Source organism: Aurantimonas sp. A2-1-M11, from assembly GCF_036549475.1.
GTDB lineage: Bacteria > Pseudomonadota > Alphaproteobacteria > Rhizobiales > Rhizobiaceae > Aurantimonas.
Genome location: NZ_JAZHLI010000044.1, coordinates 20,313 through 39,320 on the forward strand (window position 1 = coordinate 20,313; position 19,008 = coordinate 39,320).

Here is a 19,008-nt window from a genome sequence, read left to right on the forward strand (position 1 = left end):
CCAAAACCCGCAGAAAACCTGTTTTATTGACATATTGCATACCATTGGTAAGGTGGGGTTGGAAATTCGATCGGGCAAAAAATTTTTTGCTCAAGCCGATTTCTCAAGTCGAATAATAAAACTGGGAGGACAAGATCAATGAATTTTCCTCGTACGCCTCGCACCGTGTTATCGACGCTTCTGACTGGCGCCTTGGCGCTCGGCGCTTCAAGTCTTGCTTTTCCTAGTATTGCGTCTGCGCAAGAAAGTCCGGCGTTTACGGATGCCTGCTCGGTTGACCGCCTGACGCTGGTCAACCCCTTCAACCCAGGCGGTTCGTCCGACCGGATGGCGCGGGCGATTGCTGCCTTCCTGCCCCACGAGATTGGAGACACCCCGGTGACGGTCGTCAACAAGCCGGGCGGATCCGGTGCGCTGGGCCATTCCTGGTTCCGGCAGCAACCCGATGATGGCAGCTTCGCCCTGGTCTCTCCGGTCAATCCTTACCTGATCAGCAATATTCTGCGCGGTCAGGGGAATCTTGAATGGGACGATTTCGCATTCGTGAACGGCCAATGGCAAGATTACTACGTCCTTATGGTCCCGAAAGAACAACCGTTCCAGACCGCTCAGGAACTGGTCGACTTTATCAAAGAGAATCCCGGCGAGGCGAGCTCCGCCATTATCGTCGGGGACGGAGGGCATCTTTCGACCGTGATCATGCTCGAACGGCTCGGGCTTCCCGCCGACGCGGTGAACTTCATTACTTATGACGGTGGCGGCCCGATGAGGACCGCGCTAGCGGGCGATCAGGTTACCTTTTCGGTCATATCGGGCTTGGGCAGCGACGTGATCAAGGATGAGGTAAGGCCCTTGGCTGTTTTTAGGACCGAGCCCGCAGAAATGTGGGATGCGCCGCTCATCAACGACGTCCTTGCCGACTACGACGTCGAGATTCCGGTGCTCGCTGCGGATCTGCGAACCTTCGCAGTTCGTGCGAGTTTCAAGGAGAAGAATCCCGAGTGCTACGAGGCGCTCGTCGGCGCCTACAGGCGGATGCTCGAGCGTGATGACTTTAAGAAGTTCATCGCTTCTAGCCAGATCGATGGGATGTGGATGGGGCCGGAAGCGACCCAAAAGTCCCTCGACGAAAGCTTCGAAATTTTCGAGCAGAATATCGACAGCCTCACGCAATAGTCAACTCCTTTTCGGCGCCGGTAAATACACGCCGCCGGCGCCGATCCACTTGAGGAGAAAGACGATGTCAATCGTAAGACTGCGTTTCGAGGGCCCGTGGGGTAGTTGCCTATTACTTATCGGATTTGCATCCTTTTCGATTTGGTATTTTCTGGATGCAAGATCTGTATCTTCGGAGGTCGAGAACCTACTTTTGATCGGTCCGGCCAGCGCTCTGTCCTTAGTTCTCTGCGTCGCCATCTTGGTCCGTGAGGTGCCGAAACTGCGGATGACTGCTGCTCCGGCGGCGCCGAGGGGTGACGAAGCAAAGAGCTTTCGCGAGCGCTACGGCGTCGTCGCTGCGATCATTGCGCTCGTAGTCTACGTAGTCTTGATGCCGTGGCTAGGTTTCGACGTCGGGACGTTCCTGTTCATTGCGGCGAGCATGCTGATCCAAGGAGAGCGTCGATGGTGGGCCATTCTGTCCTTTGCCGCAATCATGGCTGTCCTGACGGTCTATTCGATGGAGAGCATCTTGTCCGTTCCAGTGCCCAGCTTGCTCTTTTAGTGATTTTACTATGATTGATTTCGCAGCAGCCAGCGAGGCATTTACTCTCCTCTTCTCTTCCGGGATAGAGCCATGGGTCATGGTTCCGCTCGGCCTAATCATCGGCCTTGTGTTTGGCATTCTTCCTGGTCTGTCGGTGCCGATCGCAATGGCAGTATTCCTGCCGTTCACGCTTTACTTGGACTTCCTGCCCGCCATCCTGTTCCTGACCTCAATCTTCACCGGCGGAGGGTTCGGCGGTTCCGTGCCGGCGATATTGATCAACGTTCCTGGCACGACAGCAGCCATCGCAACCTGCTTCGACGGCTATCCTATGGCGCGGCAAGGCCGGCATAACGAAGCGCTCGGACTGGCGCTTGCGGCATCCACCGTGGGCACCACGTTCGGTTACGTCTATCTTCTTCTGCTCATCGAGCCTTTGTCTAGATTTGTCCTGCAACTCGGTGCCCCCGAACTCTTCATGATCGCGCTATGGGGGCTGACGCTGATCGCAGCCCTGTCGGAGGGTTTTTTCTGGCGTGGCATTCTCGCAGGCGCCCTCGGCCTCTTGATCGGCACGATTGGAATGAGCTCGCTAGGCATCACTCGTGGAACCCTTGGCTCCATATATTTACTCGATGGCATTGAGACCACGGCGGCCTTGATCGGCCTGTTCGCTGCATCAGAACTCTTCGCGCTGGTTAAGAGCGACTACATCGTCGCGGACGCCGGCGCGCGAAACGTCAAGCTGAAGGAGATCGCCGGTGGCTTCTTCGGGGCATTCCGCAATATGGGTTTAATCCTGCGCGGTTCGATGATCGGTGCGCTCATCGGCACCGTCCCTGGTATCGGCTCGACTGTTTCCAATCTTGTTTCCTATACCACAGCGAAAAATTCAGATCCCGATAAGGCTTCCTACGGCAAGGGCAATCCGAAAGGAGTGATCGCAGCGGAATCGGCGAATTCGAGTTCGGAGGGAGGATCGATGATCACGCTTCTCGCTCTCGGAATCCCCGGCGGCGCCGGCACCGCCATCATGCTCGGCGCGTTTGCTATGCACAACGTCACTGGCGGCCCTCGCTTCATCTCCGACAACAAGGAGATCGTCTACGCCATTATCGGCGGCAATCTCATACAGGCGATCCTACTTGCGATCATGGGACTTCTGTTCCTCAGGATCGCTGTGCTCATCGTGAGGGTGCCGTTGCGCTTCCTCGTGCCCGCGGTCACCGCGCTTGCCATTCTCGGCTCTTATGCGCTCACCAGCAGCATGGCGGGTCCGGTCACGTTGACGGCGGGCGCTGTGCTCGGCGTGATCATGAGCCGCTACAACTATCCCGTAGTCGCCATGGTGATCGGCCTTCTACTCGGCCGCATGATGGAGGGTAATCTCCTGCGCACCTGGCAGCTCGGAAACGGAGACCTGACCATTTTCTTTGAGCGCCCGATCGCGTTGGGGATACTCGCCATCATGGTTATGACCTTGGCTCTTCCCTTCATTCGCTCAAGGTTTGGGCGGAAGAGCGCTGAGCGGGCCGCCAGCCGGCTGAATTCGGAGATGTGACCATGCCTCGGAGCCTTTTTGACAAGCTTTGGGAAAGCCATCGAATACTGGATCGCCCGGACGGTGCGAGCCTTCTTTACGTGGACCGGCATCTTGTCCACGATGGAACTTCCCAGGCTTTCGATATGCTCGAGCGGGAGGGATTGGCGTTGCGCCGGCCCGACCTGACGCTTGGCCTTGCCGATCATTACGTGTCGACCGGTTCCAGTGCTGCGCAGCGCCGGCCGGAATATGACCGGATGACGGAAGTTCTCGGTGCAAACGCACGTCGCTGGGGCTTTGAGTCTTTCGGCCAAGGCAATCCCAATCAGGGCATTGTGCATGTGGTCGGTCCGGAAATGGGCTTCACCCTTCCCGGCGCCCTGCTCGTCTGCGGCGATAGCCACACCGCCACCCATGGTGCGCTCGGTGCTCTTGCGTTCGGTATCGGGGCGAGCGAGGTTGCACATGTTCTCGCCACCCAGACTCTCTGGCAGCAAAAGCCGAAAAGCATGCGCGTGCGCGTTGAGGGCGTCTTGGGGCGCGGCGTGGTCGCCAAGGATGTGATTTTAGCGCTCATCGGAAACATCGGTGCGGGCGGCGGAACGGGGCATGTCATCGAATATGCGGGAGATGCGATCCGCAGCCTGTCGATGGAGGGCCGGCTGACGGTCTGCAACATGTCGATCGAAGCAGGCGCACGAGCCGGCATGATCGCGCCCGACGAGCTGACCTTTTCCTGGCTGAAAGGGCGGCATTTCGCACCGCAGGGCGCTTTGTGGGAGCGAGCTGTCGAGGAATGGCGGGCGCTGGCAAGCGAGGTGGGCGCCGGCTTCGACCGGGAGGTCGTTCTCGATGCGGGGGAGATTGCGCCGATGGTCACCTGGGGCACTTCGCCCCAGGACGTGTTGCCCATCACCGGGCGCGTGCCCGATCCGGCGGGTATCGAGGATGCGGATCGGCGCCGGGAGATTGAGGATGCTCTGCGCTACATGGGGCTTGCCGCCGGCAGGCCTCTGTCGGGCATTCCCGTCGACCGCGTCTTCATCGGCTCCTGCACCAATGGTCGAATAGAGGACCTGAGAGCCGCAGCGGATGTGGCGCGTGGCCGCCAAGCTAAGATTCCTGCCTTTGTCGTGCCGGGATCTGGGCTGGTCAAAGCGCAAGCCGAGGCCGAGGGGCTCGACCGGATCTTCACAGAGGCAGGTTTTGAGTGGTCCGGACCTGGATGCTCGATGTGCGTTGCGATGAACGGCGACTTGGTGCCGCCGGGAGAACGCTGTGCCTCGACCTCGAACCGGAATTTCGCTGGCCGGCAGGGCAGGGGAAGCCGGACCCATCTCCTCAGCCCGGCGATGGCCGCTGCGGCGGCGGTCGAGGGCCGTCTTGCCGACGCACGTCAATTCTAAAGGACGTCATTTAATGCAAGCCTTCGATCGTCACCGGGGCATCGTCGCCCCGCTCCCCCAGAGCAATGTCGACACCGACCAGATCGCCCCGGCACGCTACCTGCACCGGCCTCGAGAGGAGGGCTACGGGGACGTGCTCTTCACCGATCTTCGCGTCCGGCCGGACGGAACGCTCGATCCCGACTTCATCCTGAACCGGCCTGGCTATGCGTCAGCGTCGATCCTCGTCACGCGGGGCAATTTCGGTTGCGGATCCTCGCGAGAGCACGCGGTATGGGCCTTGGTCGACCACGGCATCCGTGTGGTGGTCGCTCCGAGTTTCGGCGACATATTCTACAACAACGCCATGCAGAACGGACTCCTCGCCGTGAGGTTGGAAGAGGCCAAGGTCGAAAGGCTCCTCGCCATTTCTTTGCAGCACCCAGAAACCGTGCTCGACGTCGATCTGCAGACCCAGACCGTGGTGTCCAACGGCCTTACCTTCACATTCGATATCGATGCACATCGCAAGGAATCACTTCTGCACGGCCTGTCGGAGACGACGATGACGCTCCGCAGTGCGGAGACCATCAAGCTTTTTGAAAAACATCACATAGAGAGCCAGCCTTGGCTGGATGCACCGCATCACGCTTGAACCCCAAGGAGAAGACCATGAAAAATTCATCCCTGAAGCAGTCCCTTGCGAGCAAGGACTATGTTGTCGCCCCAGGCGTATACGACATGATCTCCGCACTCATCGCCGACCGAATGGATTTCAAGGCACTCTACGTCACGGGCTACGGCACCGTCGCGTCCTATCTCGGGCTGCCGGACGCCGGGCTTGCGACATATCGCGACATGCTCGAACGGGTGCAACGGATCGCCAGCATGACGAAGACGCCGGTCATCGCCGATGCCGATACTGGTTATGGAGGACTCCTTAACGTCCGGCACACGGTGCGGGGTTACGAGGAGGCGGGTGTGGCTGCGATCCAGATTGAGGATCAGGAATTTCCGAAGAAGTGCGGCCATACTCCTGATCGCCGCGTCATCCCCATCAACGATATGGTCAAGAAGATCAGGGTCGCTTGCGACAGCCGGTCGAGCGAGGATTTCCTGATCATCGCCCGAACCGATGCCCGGACCAGTCTTGGACTCGACGAGGCGATCCGACGCGGCGAGGCTTATGCCGACGCCGGAGCCGACGTTATTTTCATCGAATCTCCCGAAAGTGAGGCCGAGATGGCCGAGGTCGCCCGCCGGATCGACAAGCCGCTTCTGGCGAACATGGCGAATGGCGGAAGCACGCCAATTCTTCCGGCTTCGCAACTGGCGGAAATGGGCTATGCAATCTCCATCTTTCCCGGCGCCGGGTTCCTTTCGACCGCTGCCTCTCTAGACAACGCCTATCGCGACCTTCTCGATAACGGCGAAACGACCGCACGCACGCCGCTCTACAGCTTCAGCGACTTCAATCAGCTGATTGGCTTTCAGGAAGTATGGGACTTCGAGAAGCGCTACGCGTCCTGACGGGACACGACCTGCTCGGCGTCAGGGCTGACCAGCGCGGCGGAAAAGGCGTGGTCGGGTTTTGACGTAGAAGCGAGATCGTCGAAAGAGAAGAACCGATTAGCGGCTGGTCGGGCATTCTCGTGGCAGCAGCTCCGGAGGAGCCAATTACAAGGGGAAGGACTTAGTCCTACTGCGTCATAAACCTGGCAGGATTCGGTTTGGCGGATATTTCGTTGCACAATAGGGACATCGCTCGAGACTTCGCGCGAGTGCGCTTGTGAGGCGTCTTCGCAGGGTCGCGATCGAGTTCGGCACGTGCCGTTCGGGTCGCAGTGGCGGCGCTGCGGGATCGACGACCTCCGGGAACGCCAGGCGTCGGGCGTTTGGTTGGGGCGAGTGCTGAGGGGGGGGAAACCTCGCCCATTCGGCGATCAGGAATCCGTATGCTGCGATGCAGAGCGTTGCATGGTGGTGAAAGCCCCGCCAGCCGCGGCCCTCGTAGTGGCCGAGCCCAAGCTCCTGCTTGAGCTCGAGATAGTCGCGCTCGATCCGCCACCGCATCTTGGTGAGTTGCACCATCCGATCGAAGGCGATGCTCTCTGGGAAGGTCGACAACCAGTATTTGCTCGGCTCGTCCTCGCTGTGGGGTCATTCGATCAACAGCCATTCCTCGGGACGGGGCTCGCTGCGATTGTGATCGCGGTGCGCCGGTCGCACGCGCATACGGGCGAAGCGAGACGCGAGCGGCTCTTCGCAGCCCTCCCGCCACGTAATCTCGATCCAGGCCTCGTCGGGCAAGCCGAGCGCCAGCGTCTTGGCTGATACGGGCTGGTGCTCGCGATCGCGGCGGATCCGCTTTGGCGGTCGGCCGCGGCCAGACCAGACACGCGGCGACGGCGGGGGATTGTCCCGCGTCCACAACGATGTCTGCGGCAGGATGCCTGCCGCGTTAGTCAACCCGAGCGTGGTGACACCGGAACGCAGCTTCGTGTCGGCGCCATATCCGGCATCCATCAGGACGACGCCTCGCGGCAAGCCCGCGTCGCAGGCGGCGATGATCTGATCGAGAGCGATCATCGGCTTGGTCTTGAAGCTGACGTCTTCCGGAACGCCAACTCTCTGCCGGCGCGCGGGATCGTCGGCCCAGTCCTGCGGCAGATAGAGACGATAGGCGACTGGAAGGCTCGCTGCGTCGTTTGCGATCGACAGCGAGACGGCGACCTGACAGTTGTCCTGCTTGCCGAGTTGGCCGGAATACTGGCGCGCCACGCCGACAGAATGCCTGCCTTTCTTTGGAAAGCTGGTGTCGTCGATGATCCAGGCCTCGATCGGCCCGCTGCCCTCGACCGCGGGCGTGACCATCGCGGCAACCTTGGCAAGGACCGTTTCGTCCGACCAGGGCGATTGCCCGACGAAATGAAGCAGTGACTGGTGTTGTGCGGCGACGCGTGACGGCGCAGTGATCGCTGCCATCGGCTCCACGCTCTTGCGTTCAGCCGGCAGCAACAGGCCGGTGCAGTAGTCTCGAAGCGGCCCGGCGCGATCCGCGTGACCGATCACGCCCACCAGTTCCTCGACGAATGACAGGAAACGCGCTTCACTGCTCGCATCAAATATCTGCGACATGCGTGTGGCTCCTAATCCATCAACACCACACGATCCTATGTCGTCGCTCGATTCCGAGGAACGCGACTTTCTGACTCAGTAAGATTAGTAACCGGATTCCATTCTCCGCGTACGCTCGTTTCCTCGTTTCCTTCTTCGATGCAATATTCGCAAAGAATCTCATCAGCCGTTCGTAGGGACATAGGGGGCAGTAACCGATTGCATCGATCGCACCTGGATTCGACATCGTCGCTGTCGCCGAAATCCCGCCGGCACTCGGTGCCGTGGTACCGGCCCCGTTCCATCGGATCGCCATCCTTATCTCGCATGATCACTTCGTCCCCATCCTCGTCCGTAGTGATGACAATGGAGGTCCGCTTGTCCCAGCCGTCTTCCCAAGTTTGTCGGATCATTGCCTGCCATTCGGGGATCTCGTTGTAGCCGTCCAGGGACGGGTCGAGCGTGACTTCCCCAAAGAACACACCTCTCTCGATATTCGGCTCGCCGACGGTCAGGAAGCAGTCCCAAACCGCCCTGACGCCGCCCCCCGGAAGCAAGGCACAGCGTTCGATTGACCGAAAGAAACGGTCTCAGAATGCCGTCTTTAGAGAGACATCCTTCGATTTCGTCTTTCGGCTCTTTGAGAAACGCGTCATACGCAAGCTGAAGATCTTCTTCCAAATCGTCGCTAACAATTATTGAAGGGTGCATTTCGGCTTCCTTCCGATTTTTCAATATTAGCAGCATCGAAACTTTCGATCTGCCATGTTTGATTGCGAACTTTGGATGATCGTCGCTTCGTGATCTCGTCAAAGTTCGGATGAATAATGAGGAGAGCCCATATCCTCCGTCGCTTTTAATAAAAATGAGTCTTTCAATTTATATTAGATTACGGACAACCTTTACTACGGACCAACGGCTGTGGCGCATCCGGGCTTATGCTGCACGAGTATCCGAAAGGCGATCAGCGATCACGCTGGTCGCCCAGCTATGGACTTGATGTCCAATCTCAAGTAAGGGGCGGCTGCCCTCGAATTTGCCGGTCATTTCTTTGTAACAACCAACAAGTTCATCAAGGCTGCGATCGTCGTTCAGGTGAAGAGCCACGTCGTGCCAGCCCTGTCCGACATGATGAAAATCGTTGCGATTAAGCCGGATAGCGTCGGGCATGCGCACTACGACAGCAAGAATACCGGGGGGTTGCGTGCAGCTGAAGAACCAGGTTCCGCCATCTGTTCCAGCCAAGGTCAGCTGTTCGACACGGTAAGCGAAGAGCTTCGGCTCCGTAGGATGAGTGTCGTCAAAAATTTTCAATTCTTGTCTCCGTAGATGAGGGAGCTTCACGTGGAGCTCTGAGGTTTCGTGTTTGCTTCGCCATGAGGGCCCATGAATGAGGCTGCGAGCTCGACACTGCGAACGGTTTCGATTTCCGGCGCGGCTGGGTCGCAGAACGATGTCGCCTTGGTTGAGTGTCGTCTGTGAGTTCACGCTCTCGAGCGCAGGGCCTAAAGCCGCCGCAGAAGCGGCTTTGCTTAAGTCAATCACCGCCGATTCACGGGCAATGACAGCCTAGGAAAGGCGGAATCGCCGAGGAGCAGGATGTCCCCCCACTGCGACAGCCTGTCGATCGACTCGAACGCCGAGTCGGGGTTGGGATCGCACAAATAGTTGCCGATGAAGTGCTCAATTGGGATGGGCAACCTTCCTTCTGACTGCAGCCGCTCTAACGCACTGCAAATTTCATCGTCGACCTCTTCAGGTGGGTACATGTGCGGGTCCCACTCGTAAGCAACGATGCCCGGGAGTTTCTCCAGCTCGTCAATCGACATGCCTCGCATGGCGCCCGGCACGACGAGGAAGTCGGCTTCGTGGATGTCGGATCCGTCAAGGCGAATGCCGCGGCCGAAGACCGCGCTGTTCCAAAGCCGCTCTGCGATGGCCTCGTCGACGTCTGCAGTATTGTGGAACGTCAGGGGCCCGGTGTCGCTGACCCCACTCGTGTCGATGACCGCCGTATGTCGACGGATGGAGATGATGCAATTAGTCTGGTCGGCGATCGGTTTTCTCGGAGCTGCGGTACTGTTGCTGCACATCAGACAGTCTCCTGCATGTAGCTTTCGGCATCGACAGCGGAATCGACCTCATGAGCCGAACATCGCCTGACATTGATCGTATCGAGGCCGCCAACTTCATGCATCGGGTTGTCATTCGAGAGAATCGTTCCGCCCCCATGAGTGCGGCACGAAGTCTCAACTCGCTTCGAAAGCGAAATCCTGGGATCACACATTCCCGAAGCGTTTCTCTCCGCTGTGTTCGACCGTTCCGTTCCCTTCACGCTGCAGGAAACTCGGGATCTTGAGGTTCCGAGGAGGGTTCGGTGTCTCCGCGGAAGGCGAGTGGAACGCGCTGGAGGACCGGTTCTGCTCAAGAATCGACCTCCGAGTATTCGGCATTGAAGAAGTCGAACTAGAAACCTCGTTCCGTGTATCTCCGGCCTTCTCTCGCTCATCGGTGTGGTGATTGGCGATCGCTTCTTCCAGATCGATCTGTGTCGGCAGCATGACGTCTGCCGCATGCACACTGTTCGCGTTCACATCCGCACGATCGACGGCACTGGCCGCGGGCCGCACCTTCGGTACTTCGAACGAGGATACCGGCACGGTATCTGCCGGGGCAGGGGGCGAGGGCCTGGATCGTGACTCGCTTGCACGTTCGTCGCTCGCAGTCTGAGAAGATATGCTCATTGATGCCGTGGGACTGGAACCAGCGTTCGCTCGCTCACTGCGATTATCGACTGCACTCTGCGTGATCGCCTTCATTTCCGTGCTGACCGCAATGATCCGTGCACGCAGCTGCTCATTCTCGCGCTGCAGGTGATCGCATCTGGATTCAGCGGAGCTGGCTGCACTCTTCGCCTCCGCCAGGTCCCTCTCGAGCGACTCGTTCTCGTCGGCGAGGGCACTGGCGCGTCGCAACATGACATTCACCGCGCTGGCGTGAGCATCCTCGAGCGTCTTCTGTGTCGAGCGAACCAAGTCAAAAGCGATTGCCCGAACGCTCTCCGGCAGGTCCGCGCCGGTCCGTTCCAGCGCGTCGCGCTCGGCGCGGACCTCGTTGCGCAGCTCGAGAACCTTGGTCTTGCTGCCCCCCGTCCGCTGCAGCAGCCTGTCCGCGGACGGCTCCAGACCAATCTTTTCCAACTTATCCATCTCGTCCGCGATCTGCGTCTTCGTCACCATCATTTCGTCTCCACACAGCGTTTCTAGCCATCACATATTATGATTTCGCGTAAAGCGCAACTCTGATAGCGATGTCGGCGACGATCGGCTATTTGTCGATCGACCATTATGGAGGCAGCAATGTTCTTTTTCTTTCAGGATCCGGATCTTTCGGCGTTGCAAACGCCGGAAATGAAGGCGTTCACCGCGGCGCTCGATGAGGTGCGCAGGCAGTATCCCGCCATGCCTGTCGGAATGCTCTATACACTCCTGACTGCCGCCAATGTCTCAAGCTCGGATGAAATGCGGGGCGTTGATCTTCGAGATTTATCCCAGACGCTCGCTTTGCCTTATTCGACTGTTGCGAGGCACTCGGATGCTCTCGGCCATGGAGTTGCCAAGCGAGGAGGGCTGGGTCTCATCGAGAAAGATGTCATACCCGGGCAAAAGAAGCACAAAGCCCTCAAGATCAGCCCTGCCGGGAAGGCGCTTCTCAGCGCAATCCATCTCGCTATGCGTGTGGAGATGCGAAATCCGGCGCACTGACCGCGGTGCTGGCGATTTATCTTCACCTACCAAACAATGCCCTGCCGGAGCGGTGGCTGCATGGCATTGTGGGCCTTCTGGTCGTCGACCGCGTTTGTCGGCAGATCACCAAGTCGGCCGCGATTTGCCCGGAGTTTTGCGCGAAGTGGCGGCGAATCGAGGAGAAGTCCTGTTCGCCCGATTCGGCGGCCTGCGATCGCCAACATCCCGCTCGTGGTTGTCTCACTGCGCAGATCCAGAAACAGCGGGCGCGCATTTGAGAGAGCGTCATCCAATCCCAGATCGACGAGAGCGGGCCGGAGCGCCTTTCGACGGAAGTCCTTGAACTGACGGCCGGTCCAGCCGAGCTCTTCGGCAAGCTCGTGAAGGGGGATTGTCATTCGCACCCATCCGCCGAGGTCAGCTGTCGTTCGCCTGGCTATGATTCGCCGACCGAGTGAGGCGTAGAGGGGCATCGTCCAACGGGTTCTCGCGTACATCGCGGTACCGAGCTCGATCCGGAAAAACGGAGTAACTCTTCTGCGGTCAAGCCGGAAGCTCGCTACAATTTCCGACCGGGCCTCTTCACCGATGCGCCATCTCATCAGGGGCGGGTTTCCCTCAATCCGGGGAGGTTCCGCGAATATACTATGCGGAGCATCTTGCTCTGCCGCCGCAATGATCTCGGTAATCTCGCGGAGCGCTCTCGTGCCGCCCCGGCGGAATCCATCGCGCGGTAAGTACGATACCGGCACGGTACGCATACCGTACGCCTCCTCCTTCCGGGCATTCTCCACCTCCTCAAGAAAAGCCAGCCAACAGACCGCGGTGGCGCGAGCCGGCATGGAAGGGAGCCGCATGAGGGTAAGCAATTTTAACGGAACCGGGATGAATGCTGCGGTGGGGCCACCGGGATCCAGGACTTTCGTGCCATCGGGAGAGAAGCGCTGGGCCAGTCGTAACGCGGGGGACTGCGGATATGGCATTTCGGCTACCGGGGTTGTAACGCCCTGCAGCTCTAGATTGCCTTCAGCGCAGAGGATACGGATAGATATTGAAAGGTTACAGTGATGATGCGTAGGGCGCAACAAAGTCGGTAGAAGGGAAAGACGCTTGAGGGGAGATCTGCTGAACCTGCGGGCGGTGGCGGTTTGCGATCGAATGCTTTCGGATGTCGAGCTTGTGGGCCCTAAAGGCGGTGGCGATCATGCTGCGATGAATGCCGCCTCGATCCAACTGGCAAGGGTCCGGCGGGTCATCTCCATCATCTGCGGAGAGAACGCTGCCGGGCGCGTTCTTGTCGGGTCAACGCTGCGTGTTCGGCGGGGGCTGCAGATGGCATGGCTTCCCCCGGTGAACGCCGATTTCGTCCACTATGGAGCTTTGCGAGGGCTGGATTTTGCCAAGAACCACGCTGCGGCGATTTCCATCGGACGCCAAGAACTATCGCCGACGGTCACAAGCGATCTTGCTGCTGCGCTTGGCTACGATGACGCCGATCCCTCCGAAAGTTTGGACAAAGATGGTGAGACCGTTCGTGCGACGGAGAGGCGAATCTTGCGTATGCGTGACGGCCGCGATGTCTTCATGGACGTGCCCGTAATGGCGGGCCGTTGGGAGCGCCAGGTGCAGTCGCAATACCGGGAAGAGGAACTGAGGCAGTTCGCGGGTCGCCTGCGGCCGGTGTTCAGGGGAGGGATACCGCCAGTATGGTACGCCATGACTCAGGCTCCCCCGGGCGAGTTCATTTGGGACGAGTTGGTAGCGTCGACTGATCTTACCTTGGCGGACGTTGATGGCTCGGACTTGCCCCGGAATCTTTTTGAGATCGCCCGCCGCGGCGGCGGACTGCTGTCCCCGGAACTGGCTCTCGAAGACTGTCCGGATTTATGTGCCCTCGAGATGATGGTCCAGATTTTCACCATTGATGGCATTGATCTGCGAACCGGTATCGAAGCCGACCAGATTCGCGATCACTGGAGCAAACTCAACTGGCGCGATGGTCTCGGGACGTGGCATTTTGCCTGGGCCTCTCCGTGGCTTGATGATCCCGCAGCTGCAGCGAAGCTCGCGCTCAAGCGTGCACGTTACGACGTTCGTGAAGTCGCCACTCTTCGCAGGGTGCGTCCGATCGGCGAAAAGAAAGCTTGGGACGAGGTTGATAAGACTGCTGGATCGCTGATGAGCCGCCACGAGATGGAGAGCAATTGGAGAGACGAGTACCGTGGCGGTATTCTATCTTCCGCTTCAGGTGGCTTTGTCGGCGTCGGCGAGATCGGCCTCGAGCGACGCGTCCGACGGCACGGGATCGAGATCAGGCACTCTCTGGAAGCTCTGTTGGCGGCGCGATCGACCCGGAACGCCGAGGCTGACCAAAACACTCCGATCGCGTGATGCCAAGACGGCCCTCGACCGGCCTGATGACCGACGAGATCGCGATGAACTGCATCGCGAACGCCGGCGGTCCGATCCGGATCGACTACGTCTGTCTCGACACCAGGCTTGGCCATCGCTGCCTTTCGGCGGTGGCCGGGCTCAGCGCCCACGGCGTGGTGGCGATCCCCCACGGGGCTCTGCTCGACACCGACGCCTTCGTCCATGCCGTCGACAAGGAGCCGGTCCATTGACCGTCCAGCAGAAGGTGACCGGGTCGTTCGGGAAGTGAAGCGCTACCTGCTTGGCGTCATGCGACCTTATCTGCGAACTTCGTCACCATAGATGCCGTGCTTGGACGGCAACGGATGGGAGTGTGGATGAAGCGCAGGATAGACGACTACGCCATTATCGGGGATTGCCAGACGGCGGCACTCGTTTCTCGAAATGGCTCGATCGACTGGCTCTGTCTGCCGAGGTTCGATTCGGCGTCGGTCTTCACCTCACTGCTCGGCAGTGACGAGGACGGCCGCTGGTCGATCGCGCCGGTGAACGATCGCTTCGACGCGACGCGCTCTTATCGCGACGGCACGCTGATCCTGGAAACGACGTTCCGGACGGCGTCCGGTTCGGCGGTGCTCATCGATTTCATGCCGCCCCGCGACGGTCTCTCCAGTCTCGTTCGCATCCTGGTCGGGCTTGAGGGAACCGTCGAGTTCGCCTTCGATCTCGTCATGCGCTTCGACTACGGCCGGGCGATCCCATGGGTCAACTGGATCGACCCACGCACGATGACCGCGATCGCGGGCCCCGACGCCCTGGTGCTTTGAAGTCCGGTCGAACTGCACGGCGAGGACATGCACACGAAAGGTACGTTCCATGTCGAGGCGGGCCAGCGGGTCGCGTTCACACTCGCCCATCAGTCATCGCACTTGCCGCCGTTCGATGGAACGGACCCGGAAAAAGGCCTGATCGATACGGAGCGCTTCTGGCGAGATTTTTCCGATCGCTGTCCCGATGTCGGCGCATGGAACGAAGAGGTGAAGCGCTCCCTGATAACCCTGAAGGCGCTGACCTACGCCCCGACAGGCGGGATCGTCGCGGCCGCCACCACTTCGCTCCCGGAGACGATGGGAGGCGAACGAAACTGGGATTATCGCTACTGCTGGCTCCGTGACGCTACGCTGACCCTGATGGCCTTCATGGACCTCGGCTATTACGAGGAGGCCGATGCATGGCGCTCGTGGCTGATGCGTGCCGTAGCCGGCGATCCGGCTCAGATGCAAATCATGTACGGCGTCGCGGGCGAACGACATCTCCTGGAATGGCAGGTGCCCTGGCTCGACGGCTTTCGCGGATCACGACCCGTGCGGGTCGGCAACGCGGCTGCCGAGCAGTTCCAGATCGACGTCTATGGCGAGGTGGCCGACATGCTGCTCCAGGCGCGGTCGGGTGGCCTTGCCCCGCATCCGCGATCGGCTGCCATAGGCCGCGTGATCATGCCGTTCCTCGAAAAGGTCTGGCGACGGCCGGACGAAGGAATCTGGGAGGTCAGGGGAGACCGACGGCACTTCGTCCACTCGAAGGTCATGGCCTGGGTCGCCTTCGACCGGTCCGCCAAGATGGCCGCTGAAACGGAGGGCGGGGAGACCCTGTCTGATCGGTGGAGACGCATCGCCGATGAGATTCATGCGGACGTCATCGAGAACGGGTTCGACCGCGATCTCAATTCCTTCGTTCAGTCATACGGTTCGAAGTCGCTCGATGCGAGCCTTCTCCACATCCCGATGACCGGCTTTCTGCCCGCCGACGACCCAAGGGTCGTCGGCACCGTCGAGGCCATCGAGAAGCGGCTGATTCACGACGGCTTCGTCCTTCGATACGATACCGGCGAGACGGACGACGGTCTTTCCGGCGTGGAAGGCGCCTTTCTCGCCTGCTCGTTCTGGCTCGCGGACGTCTACATCCTTCAGGAGCGCCACCAGGATGCGCTTCACCTGTTCGAACGCCTCATCTCGGTTTCGAACGACGTCGGACTTTTTGCCGAGGAATACGATCCGCACGGGCGGGAGATGCTGGGGAACTTTCCTCAAGCCTTCAGTCACGTAGGCCTGATTGTCACGGCGCTCAATCTTTCGCGGGTGAAGGGGCCCGCGGACGAGCGTGCCGAAGCAGACCCGGACAACGCGGAAGTGGTCGCATGATGGTGCTATCCAGCGCATTTGATGGTTGCTGAATGGAGAGCTTCTCCAGTGGATCGCCATGGTGCGAGAGTTGCGAAAGCCGATCCTCGACGTCCGAAAACCCAATCTGTCGAGGAGGGATGTCATTTCGAATCCCGTACCACAGTCTCTCCGACATGGCGCCGGTCACTCGTCCCAGTCCCGTCGGCCGGCCACTCGGCGGGGCGTCCTGTCGTCTCTCCGACACCTTGCTCCATCGCGCCGCCATTTCCTCCATTGCCCGCCATCCAATAATGGAGATCCGCCGCCAACCCCGTTGGAAGAAAGCCAGCAATATCCGCGTCCTATGAAGCCGTTGGAATTTCCAACGATCTCCCGATAGCTCCATTTTCGTTCCATCGCCGTCCATCGACGGTCACGCTTCCATTGTCCAAATTTTCGAATGGAGGAAAGCCAATAAAATCAGTGACTTTTTGGAGAGGTCAGAAGTGATGTAGCACGTCAACCATGATGTCCGGTCAGCGACAGCCAAGTTGGCTGGTGCTGCTGCGGCTGGGGTGGTGGTTGTCGTCAGGTTTGGCTGTCGCTCCCTGGTTCGGTTTGGTTGTCGCTGAGGCTGTCGCGGACGATTGGCGGTCCGCCGTCGATCCGTATTGCGGCGGAGCGTCGTCGGTAGCTTTCGGCGTTCATTTCAAGGATGGTCGCGTGGTGGACGAGGCGGTCGATGGCGGCGACAGCGACAGCCTGCTCGGGGAAGACTCGGTCCCATGCGCTGAAGGGCTGATTGGCGGCGATGGCGAGGCTGCGATGCTCGTATCGCCGGGCGATCAGCTCGAACAGTACACTGGTCTCGGCCAGATCCTTGTTGGCGTAGGTGATGTCGTCGAGGATCAGGAGGTCGAACTTGTCGAGCTTTCCCAGAGCCGCCTCCAGGGCGAGGTCGCGGCGGGCGGCCTGTAGCCGCTGCACGAGATCGGTGGTGCGGGTATAGAGGACGCGGTAGCCGGCCTCCACCAGGGCATGGCCGACGGCCGCCAGCAGATGCGTCTTGCCACTGCCGGAGTTGCCAATGGCGACCAGATTGTCGCCGGTCTCGATCCAGTCGCCGGCGGCGAGCGCGGTGACCCTGGCCTTCGGCACGGTGGGCAGCGCGGCAAAGTCGAAGGTCGCCAGGGTTTTGCCGGCAGGCAACTTGGCCTGGAGGAGGTGACGCTGGATACGGCGACTGTCGCGATCGGCCAGCTCGAGTTCGGCCAGGGCGGCGAGGAAGCGGGCGGCCTGCCACCCCTCGGCGTCGGCGCGCCCGGCCAGGTCGCTCCAGTGCCGCTGGAAGCTGGGCAGGCGCAGGGCGGTGAGCATGGCCGGCAGGGTGTGGATATCGACGTGGACGCTCATCGGCTGGCCTCCAGCAGGCTGTCGTAGCTGGCAAGCGGCGTCAGAACGACCGTCACGTCATCGGGAATGGTGCGNCGAGGTGGCGCTGGATACGGCGACTGTCGCGATCGGCCAGCTCGAGTTCGGCCAGGGCGGCGAGGAAGCGGGCGGCCTGCCACCCCTCGGCGTCGGCGCGCCCGGCCAGGTCGCTCCAGTGCCGCTGGAAGCTGGGCAGGCGCAGGGCGGTGAGCATGGCCGGCAGGGTGTGGATATCGACGTGGACGCTCATCGGCTGACCTCCAGCAGGCTGTCGTAGCTGGCAAGCGGCGTCAGAACGACCGTCACGTCATCGGGAATGGTGCGCCCACGCTGGGTGATGCGGGTCCGCAGCAGGGCCGGATCGGGCAAGCATGCGGCCGCCAGATCGGCGGCGATCAATGCGGCGAGTTGGGCCTCGCATACCTCCTCGTGGGCCAGTGCCAGCAGGGTGACCATGCGCTTGCAGGCGTCCTTGCGCGGCAGCGCCTTGTCGAGGGCCGCCCAAGCCTGGCGATACTCATCCCGCGGGAACAGGCTGTCGCGATAGAGCGAGCCGGCGAGCGCCATCGGCTTGCGCTGCAGGGCGTGGATGACATGGCGGTAGTCGACGACATGAACACGTCGGCCACCGCCGCCGGCGCGCACCCGGCGATGGGTGACGACGTGGGTGTTGCCGAGGAAGGCCTCGACGCGGGCATCATAGAGATGGACGCGCAGGCGATGGCCGATCAGCCGGCTGGGCGCGCTGTAGAACACACCGGCGGCCTGGAACCCGCCGGTGTGTGTGACCGGCGCGACGATCTCGACGAAGTCGGTGGTGCGGCGGGGCGGCAAGGCCCCCAGGCTGGTCAACTCGGTTGCCAGGCCGTCACGACGGTGCCGGTTGCGCCGGGCCACCGTCTCGTCGAGGAAGCGGCGGTAGGAGGCGATGCTGTCGAAGTCGCGGCTGCCGCGCAGGATCAGCGCNGCCGATCAGCCGGCTGGGCGCGCTGTAGAACACACCGGCGGCCTGGAACCCGCCGGTGCGTGTGACCGGCGCGACGATCTCGACGAAGTCGGTGGTGCGGCGCGGCGGCAAGGCCCCCAGGCTGGTCAACTCGGTTGCCAGGCCGTCACGACGGTGCCGGTTGCGCCGGGCCACCGTCTCGTCGAGGAAGCGGCGGTAGGAGGCGATGCTGTCGAAGTCGCGGCTGCCGCGCAGGATCAGCGCCTGGTCGAGGGCGACCTTGAGATGACCGTGATGGGCCTCGACGGCGCCGTTCTCATGCGCTTCGCCAGGATTGNGCTCGCTTGCCAGGCCGTCACGACGGTGCCGGTTGCGCCGGGCCACCGTCTCGTCGAGGAAGCGGCGGTAGGAGGCGATGCTGTCGAAGTCGCGGCTGCCGCGCAGGATCAGCGCCTGGTCGAGGGCGACCTTGAGATGGCCGTGATGAGCCTCGACGGCGCCGTTCTCATGCGCTTCGCCAGGATTGTTGCGGCTCGGCTTCAGGCCGTAGTGGTCGCACAGCGCCTGATAGCGGCGGGTGATGTCCTCGGTCTGGTCCCG

Annotated in this window: 15 protein-coding genes and 3 pseudogenes; 10 read left to right on the forward strand and 8 right to left on the reverse strand. The window is 60.8% G+C overall.

What is annotated here, in order from left to right; all coding sequences use genetic code 11:
- Positions 1–138: 138 nt before the first annotated feature.
- The 6 genes from VQ042_RS17570 (at position 139) to VQ042_RS17595 (ending at position 6,163) form a co-directional block, all read left to right on the forward strand.
- Positions 139–1,176, forward strand: coding sequence for a Bug family tripartite tricarboxylate transporter substrate binding protein (locus VQ042_RS17570; protein ID WP_331821618.1), 1,038 nt, complete (start codon positions 139–141; stop codon positions 1,174–1,176).
- A gap of 64 nt (positions 1,177–1,240) precedes the next feature.
- The gene (locus tag VQ042_RS17575; protein ID WP_331821619.1) at positions 1,241–1,723 is read left to right on the forward strand and encodes a tripartite tricarboxylate transporter TctB family protein; all 483 of its coding nucleotides are present in this window, start codon (positions 1,241–1,243) and stop codon (positions 1,721–1,723) included.
- A 10-nt stretch (positions 1,724–1,733) separates the two neighbouring features.
- Positions 1,734–3,266, forward strand: coding sequence for a tripartite tricarboxylate transporter permease (locus tag VQ042_RS17580; protein WP_331821620.1), 1,533 nt, complete (start codon positions 1,734–1,736; stop codon positions 3,264–3,266).
- A gap of 2 nt (positions 3,267–3,268) precedes the next feature.
- Positions 3,269–4,654, forward strand: a complete 1,386-nt coding sequence (gene leuC / locus VQ042_RS17585) for a 3-isopropylmalate dehydratase large subunit (protein WP_331821621.1) — start codon at positions 3,269–3,271, stop codon at positions 4,652–4,654.
- A 13-nt stretch (positions 4,655–4,667) separates the two neighbouring features.
- Positions 4,668–5,288 (forward strand): 3-isopropylmalate dehydratase small subunit, encoded by a 621-nt coding sequence (gene leuD / locus VQ042_RS17590; protein ID WP_331821622.1) that lies wholly within the window; start codon positions 4,668–4,670, stop codon positions 5,286–5,288.
- A 17-nt stretch (positions 5,289–5,305) separates the two neighbouring features.
- Positions 5,306–6,163, forward strand: a complete 858-nt coding sequence (locus VQ042_RS17595) for an isocitrate lyase/PEP mutase family protein (protein WP_331821623.1) — start codon at positions 5,306–5,308, stop codon at positions 6,161–6,163.
- A gap of 177 nt (positions 6,164–6,340) precedes the next feature.
- Here VQ042_RS17595 and VQ042_RS17600 read toward each other — a convergent pair.
- The 4 genes and pseudogenes from VQ042_RS17600 to VQ042_RS17615 form a co-directional block, all read right to left on the reverse strand.
- Positions 6,341–7,771: pseudogene (locus VQ042_RS17600) on the reverse strand (IS701 family transposase).
- A 915-nt stretch (positions 7,772–8,686) separates the two neighbouring features.
- Complete coding sequence (locus VQ042_RS17605; protein WP_331821624.1) at positions 8,687–9,064, reverse strand: hypothetical protein; 378 nt, start codon at positions 9,062–9,064, stop codon at positions 8,687–8,689.
- A 227-nt stretch (positions 9,065–9,291) separates the two neighbouring features.
- On the reverse strand, positions 9,292–9,843 hold the full coding sequence (locus tag VQ042_RS17610) for a hypothetical protein (protein ID WP_331821625.1): 552 nt from the start codon (positions 9,841–9,843) through the stop codon (positions 9,292–9,294).
- 186 nt (positions 9,844–10,029) lie between these two features.
- Positions 10,030–10,992, reverse strand: a complete 963-nt coding sequence (locus VQ042_RS17615) for a DNA-binding protein (RefSeq protein ID WP_331821626.1) — start codon at positions 10,990–10,992, stop codon at positions 10,030–10,032.
- Positions 10,993–11,109: 117 nt separating this feature from the next.
- Between VQ042_RS17615 and VQ042_RS17620 the strand changes: the two genes are divergently transcribed.
- Complete coding sequence (locus tag VQ042_RS17620) at positions 11,110–11,514, forward strand: hypothetical protein (protein WP_331821627.1); 405 nt, start codon at positions 11,110–11,112, stop codon at positions 11,512–11,514.
- Positions 11,515–11,540: 26 nt separating this feature from the next.
- Here the strand turns inward: VQ042_RS17620 and VQ042_RS17625 are convergent, their stop codons facing one another.
- Entirely contained in the window at positions 11,541–11,894 is a 354-nt protein-coding gene (locus VQ042_RS17625) for a hypothetical protein (protein WP_331821628.1), read from the reverse strand.
- 712 nt (positions 11,895–12,606) lie between these two features.
- On the opposite strand from VQ042_RS17625, the gene VQ042_RS17630 reads away from it, so the two are divergent.
- The 3 genes and pseudogenes from VQ042_RS17630 to VQ042_RS17640 all read left to right on the forward strand — a co-directional run bounded on the left by VQ042_RS17630 (position 12,607) and on the right by VQ042_RS17640 (position 16,070).
- On the forward strand, positions 12,607–13,887 hold the full coding sequence (locus tag VQ042_RS17630; protein ID WP_331821629.1) for a hypothetical protein: 1,281 nt from the start codon (positions 12,607–12,609) through the stop codon (positions 13,885–13,887).
- A 26-nt stretch (positions 13,888–13,913) separates the two neighbouring features.
- Positions 13,914–14,120, forward strand: coding sequence for a hypothetical protein (locus tag VQ042_RS17635; protein WP_331821630.1), 207 nt, complete (start codon positions 13,914–13,916; stop codon positions 14,118–14,120).
- 126 nt (positions 14,121–14,246) lie between these two features.
- Positions 14,247–16,070 (forward strand): annotated as a pseudogene (locus VQ042_RS17640) (glycoside hydrolase family 15 protein).
- Between the two features lie 549 nt (positions 16,071–16,619).
- Here VQ042_RS17640 and istB read toward each other — a convergent pair.
- From istB to VQ042_RS17655, 3 genes and pseudogenes are all read right to left on the reverse strand, one after another.
- Positions 16,620–17,444: an IS21-like element helper ATPase IstB gene (istB, locus tag VQ042_RS17645; protein ID WP_331821631.1), complete on the reverse strand. Its 825-nt coding sequence runs from the start codon at positions 17,442–17,444 to the stop codon at positions 16,620–16,622.
- 264 nt (positions 17,445–17,708) lie between these two features.
- Complete coding sequence (locus VQ042_RS17650; RefSeq protein WP_331821632.1) at positions 17,709–18,314, reverse strand: Mu transposase domain-containing protein; 606 nt, start codon at positions 18,312–18,314, stop codon at positions 17,709–17,711.
- 507 nt (positions 18,315–18,821) lie between these two features.
- Positions 18,822–19,008: pseudogene (locus VQ042_RS17655) on the reverse strand (IS21 family transposase); the annotation flags it as partial.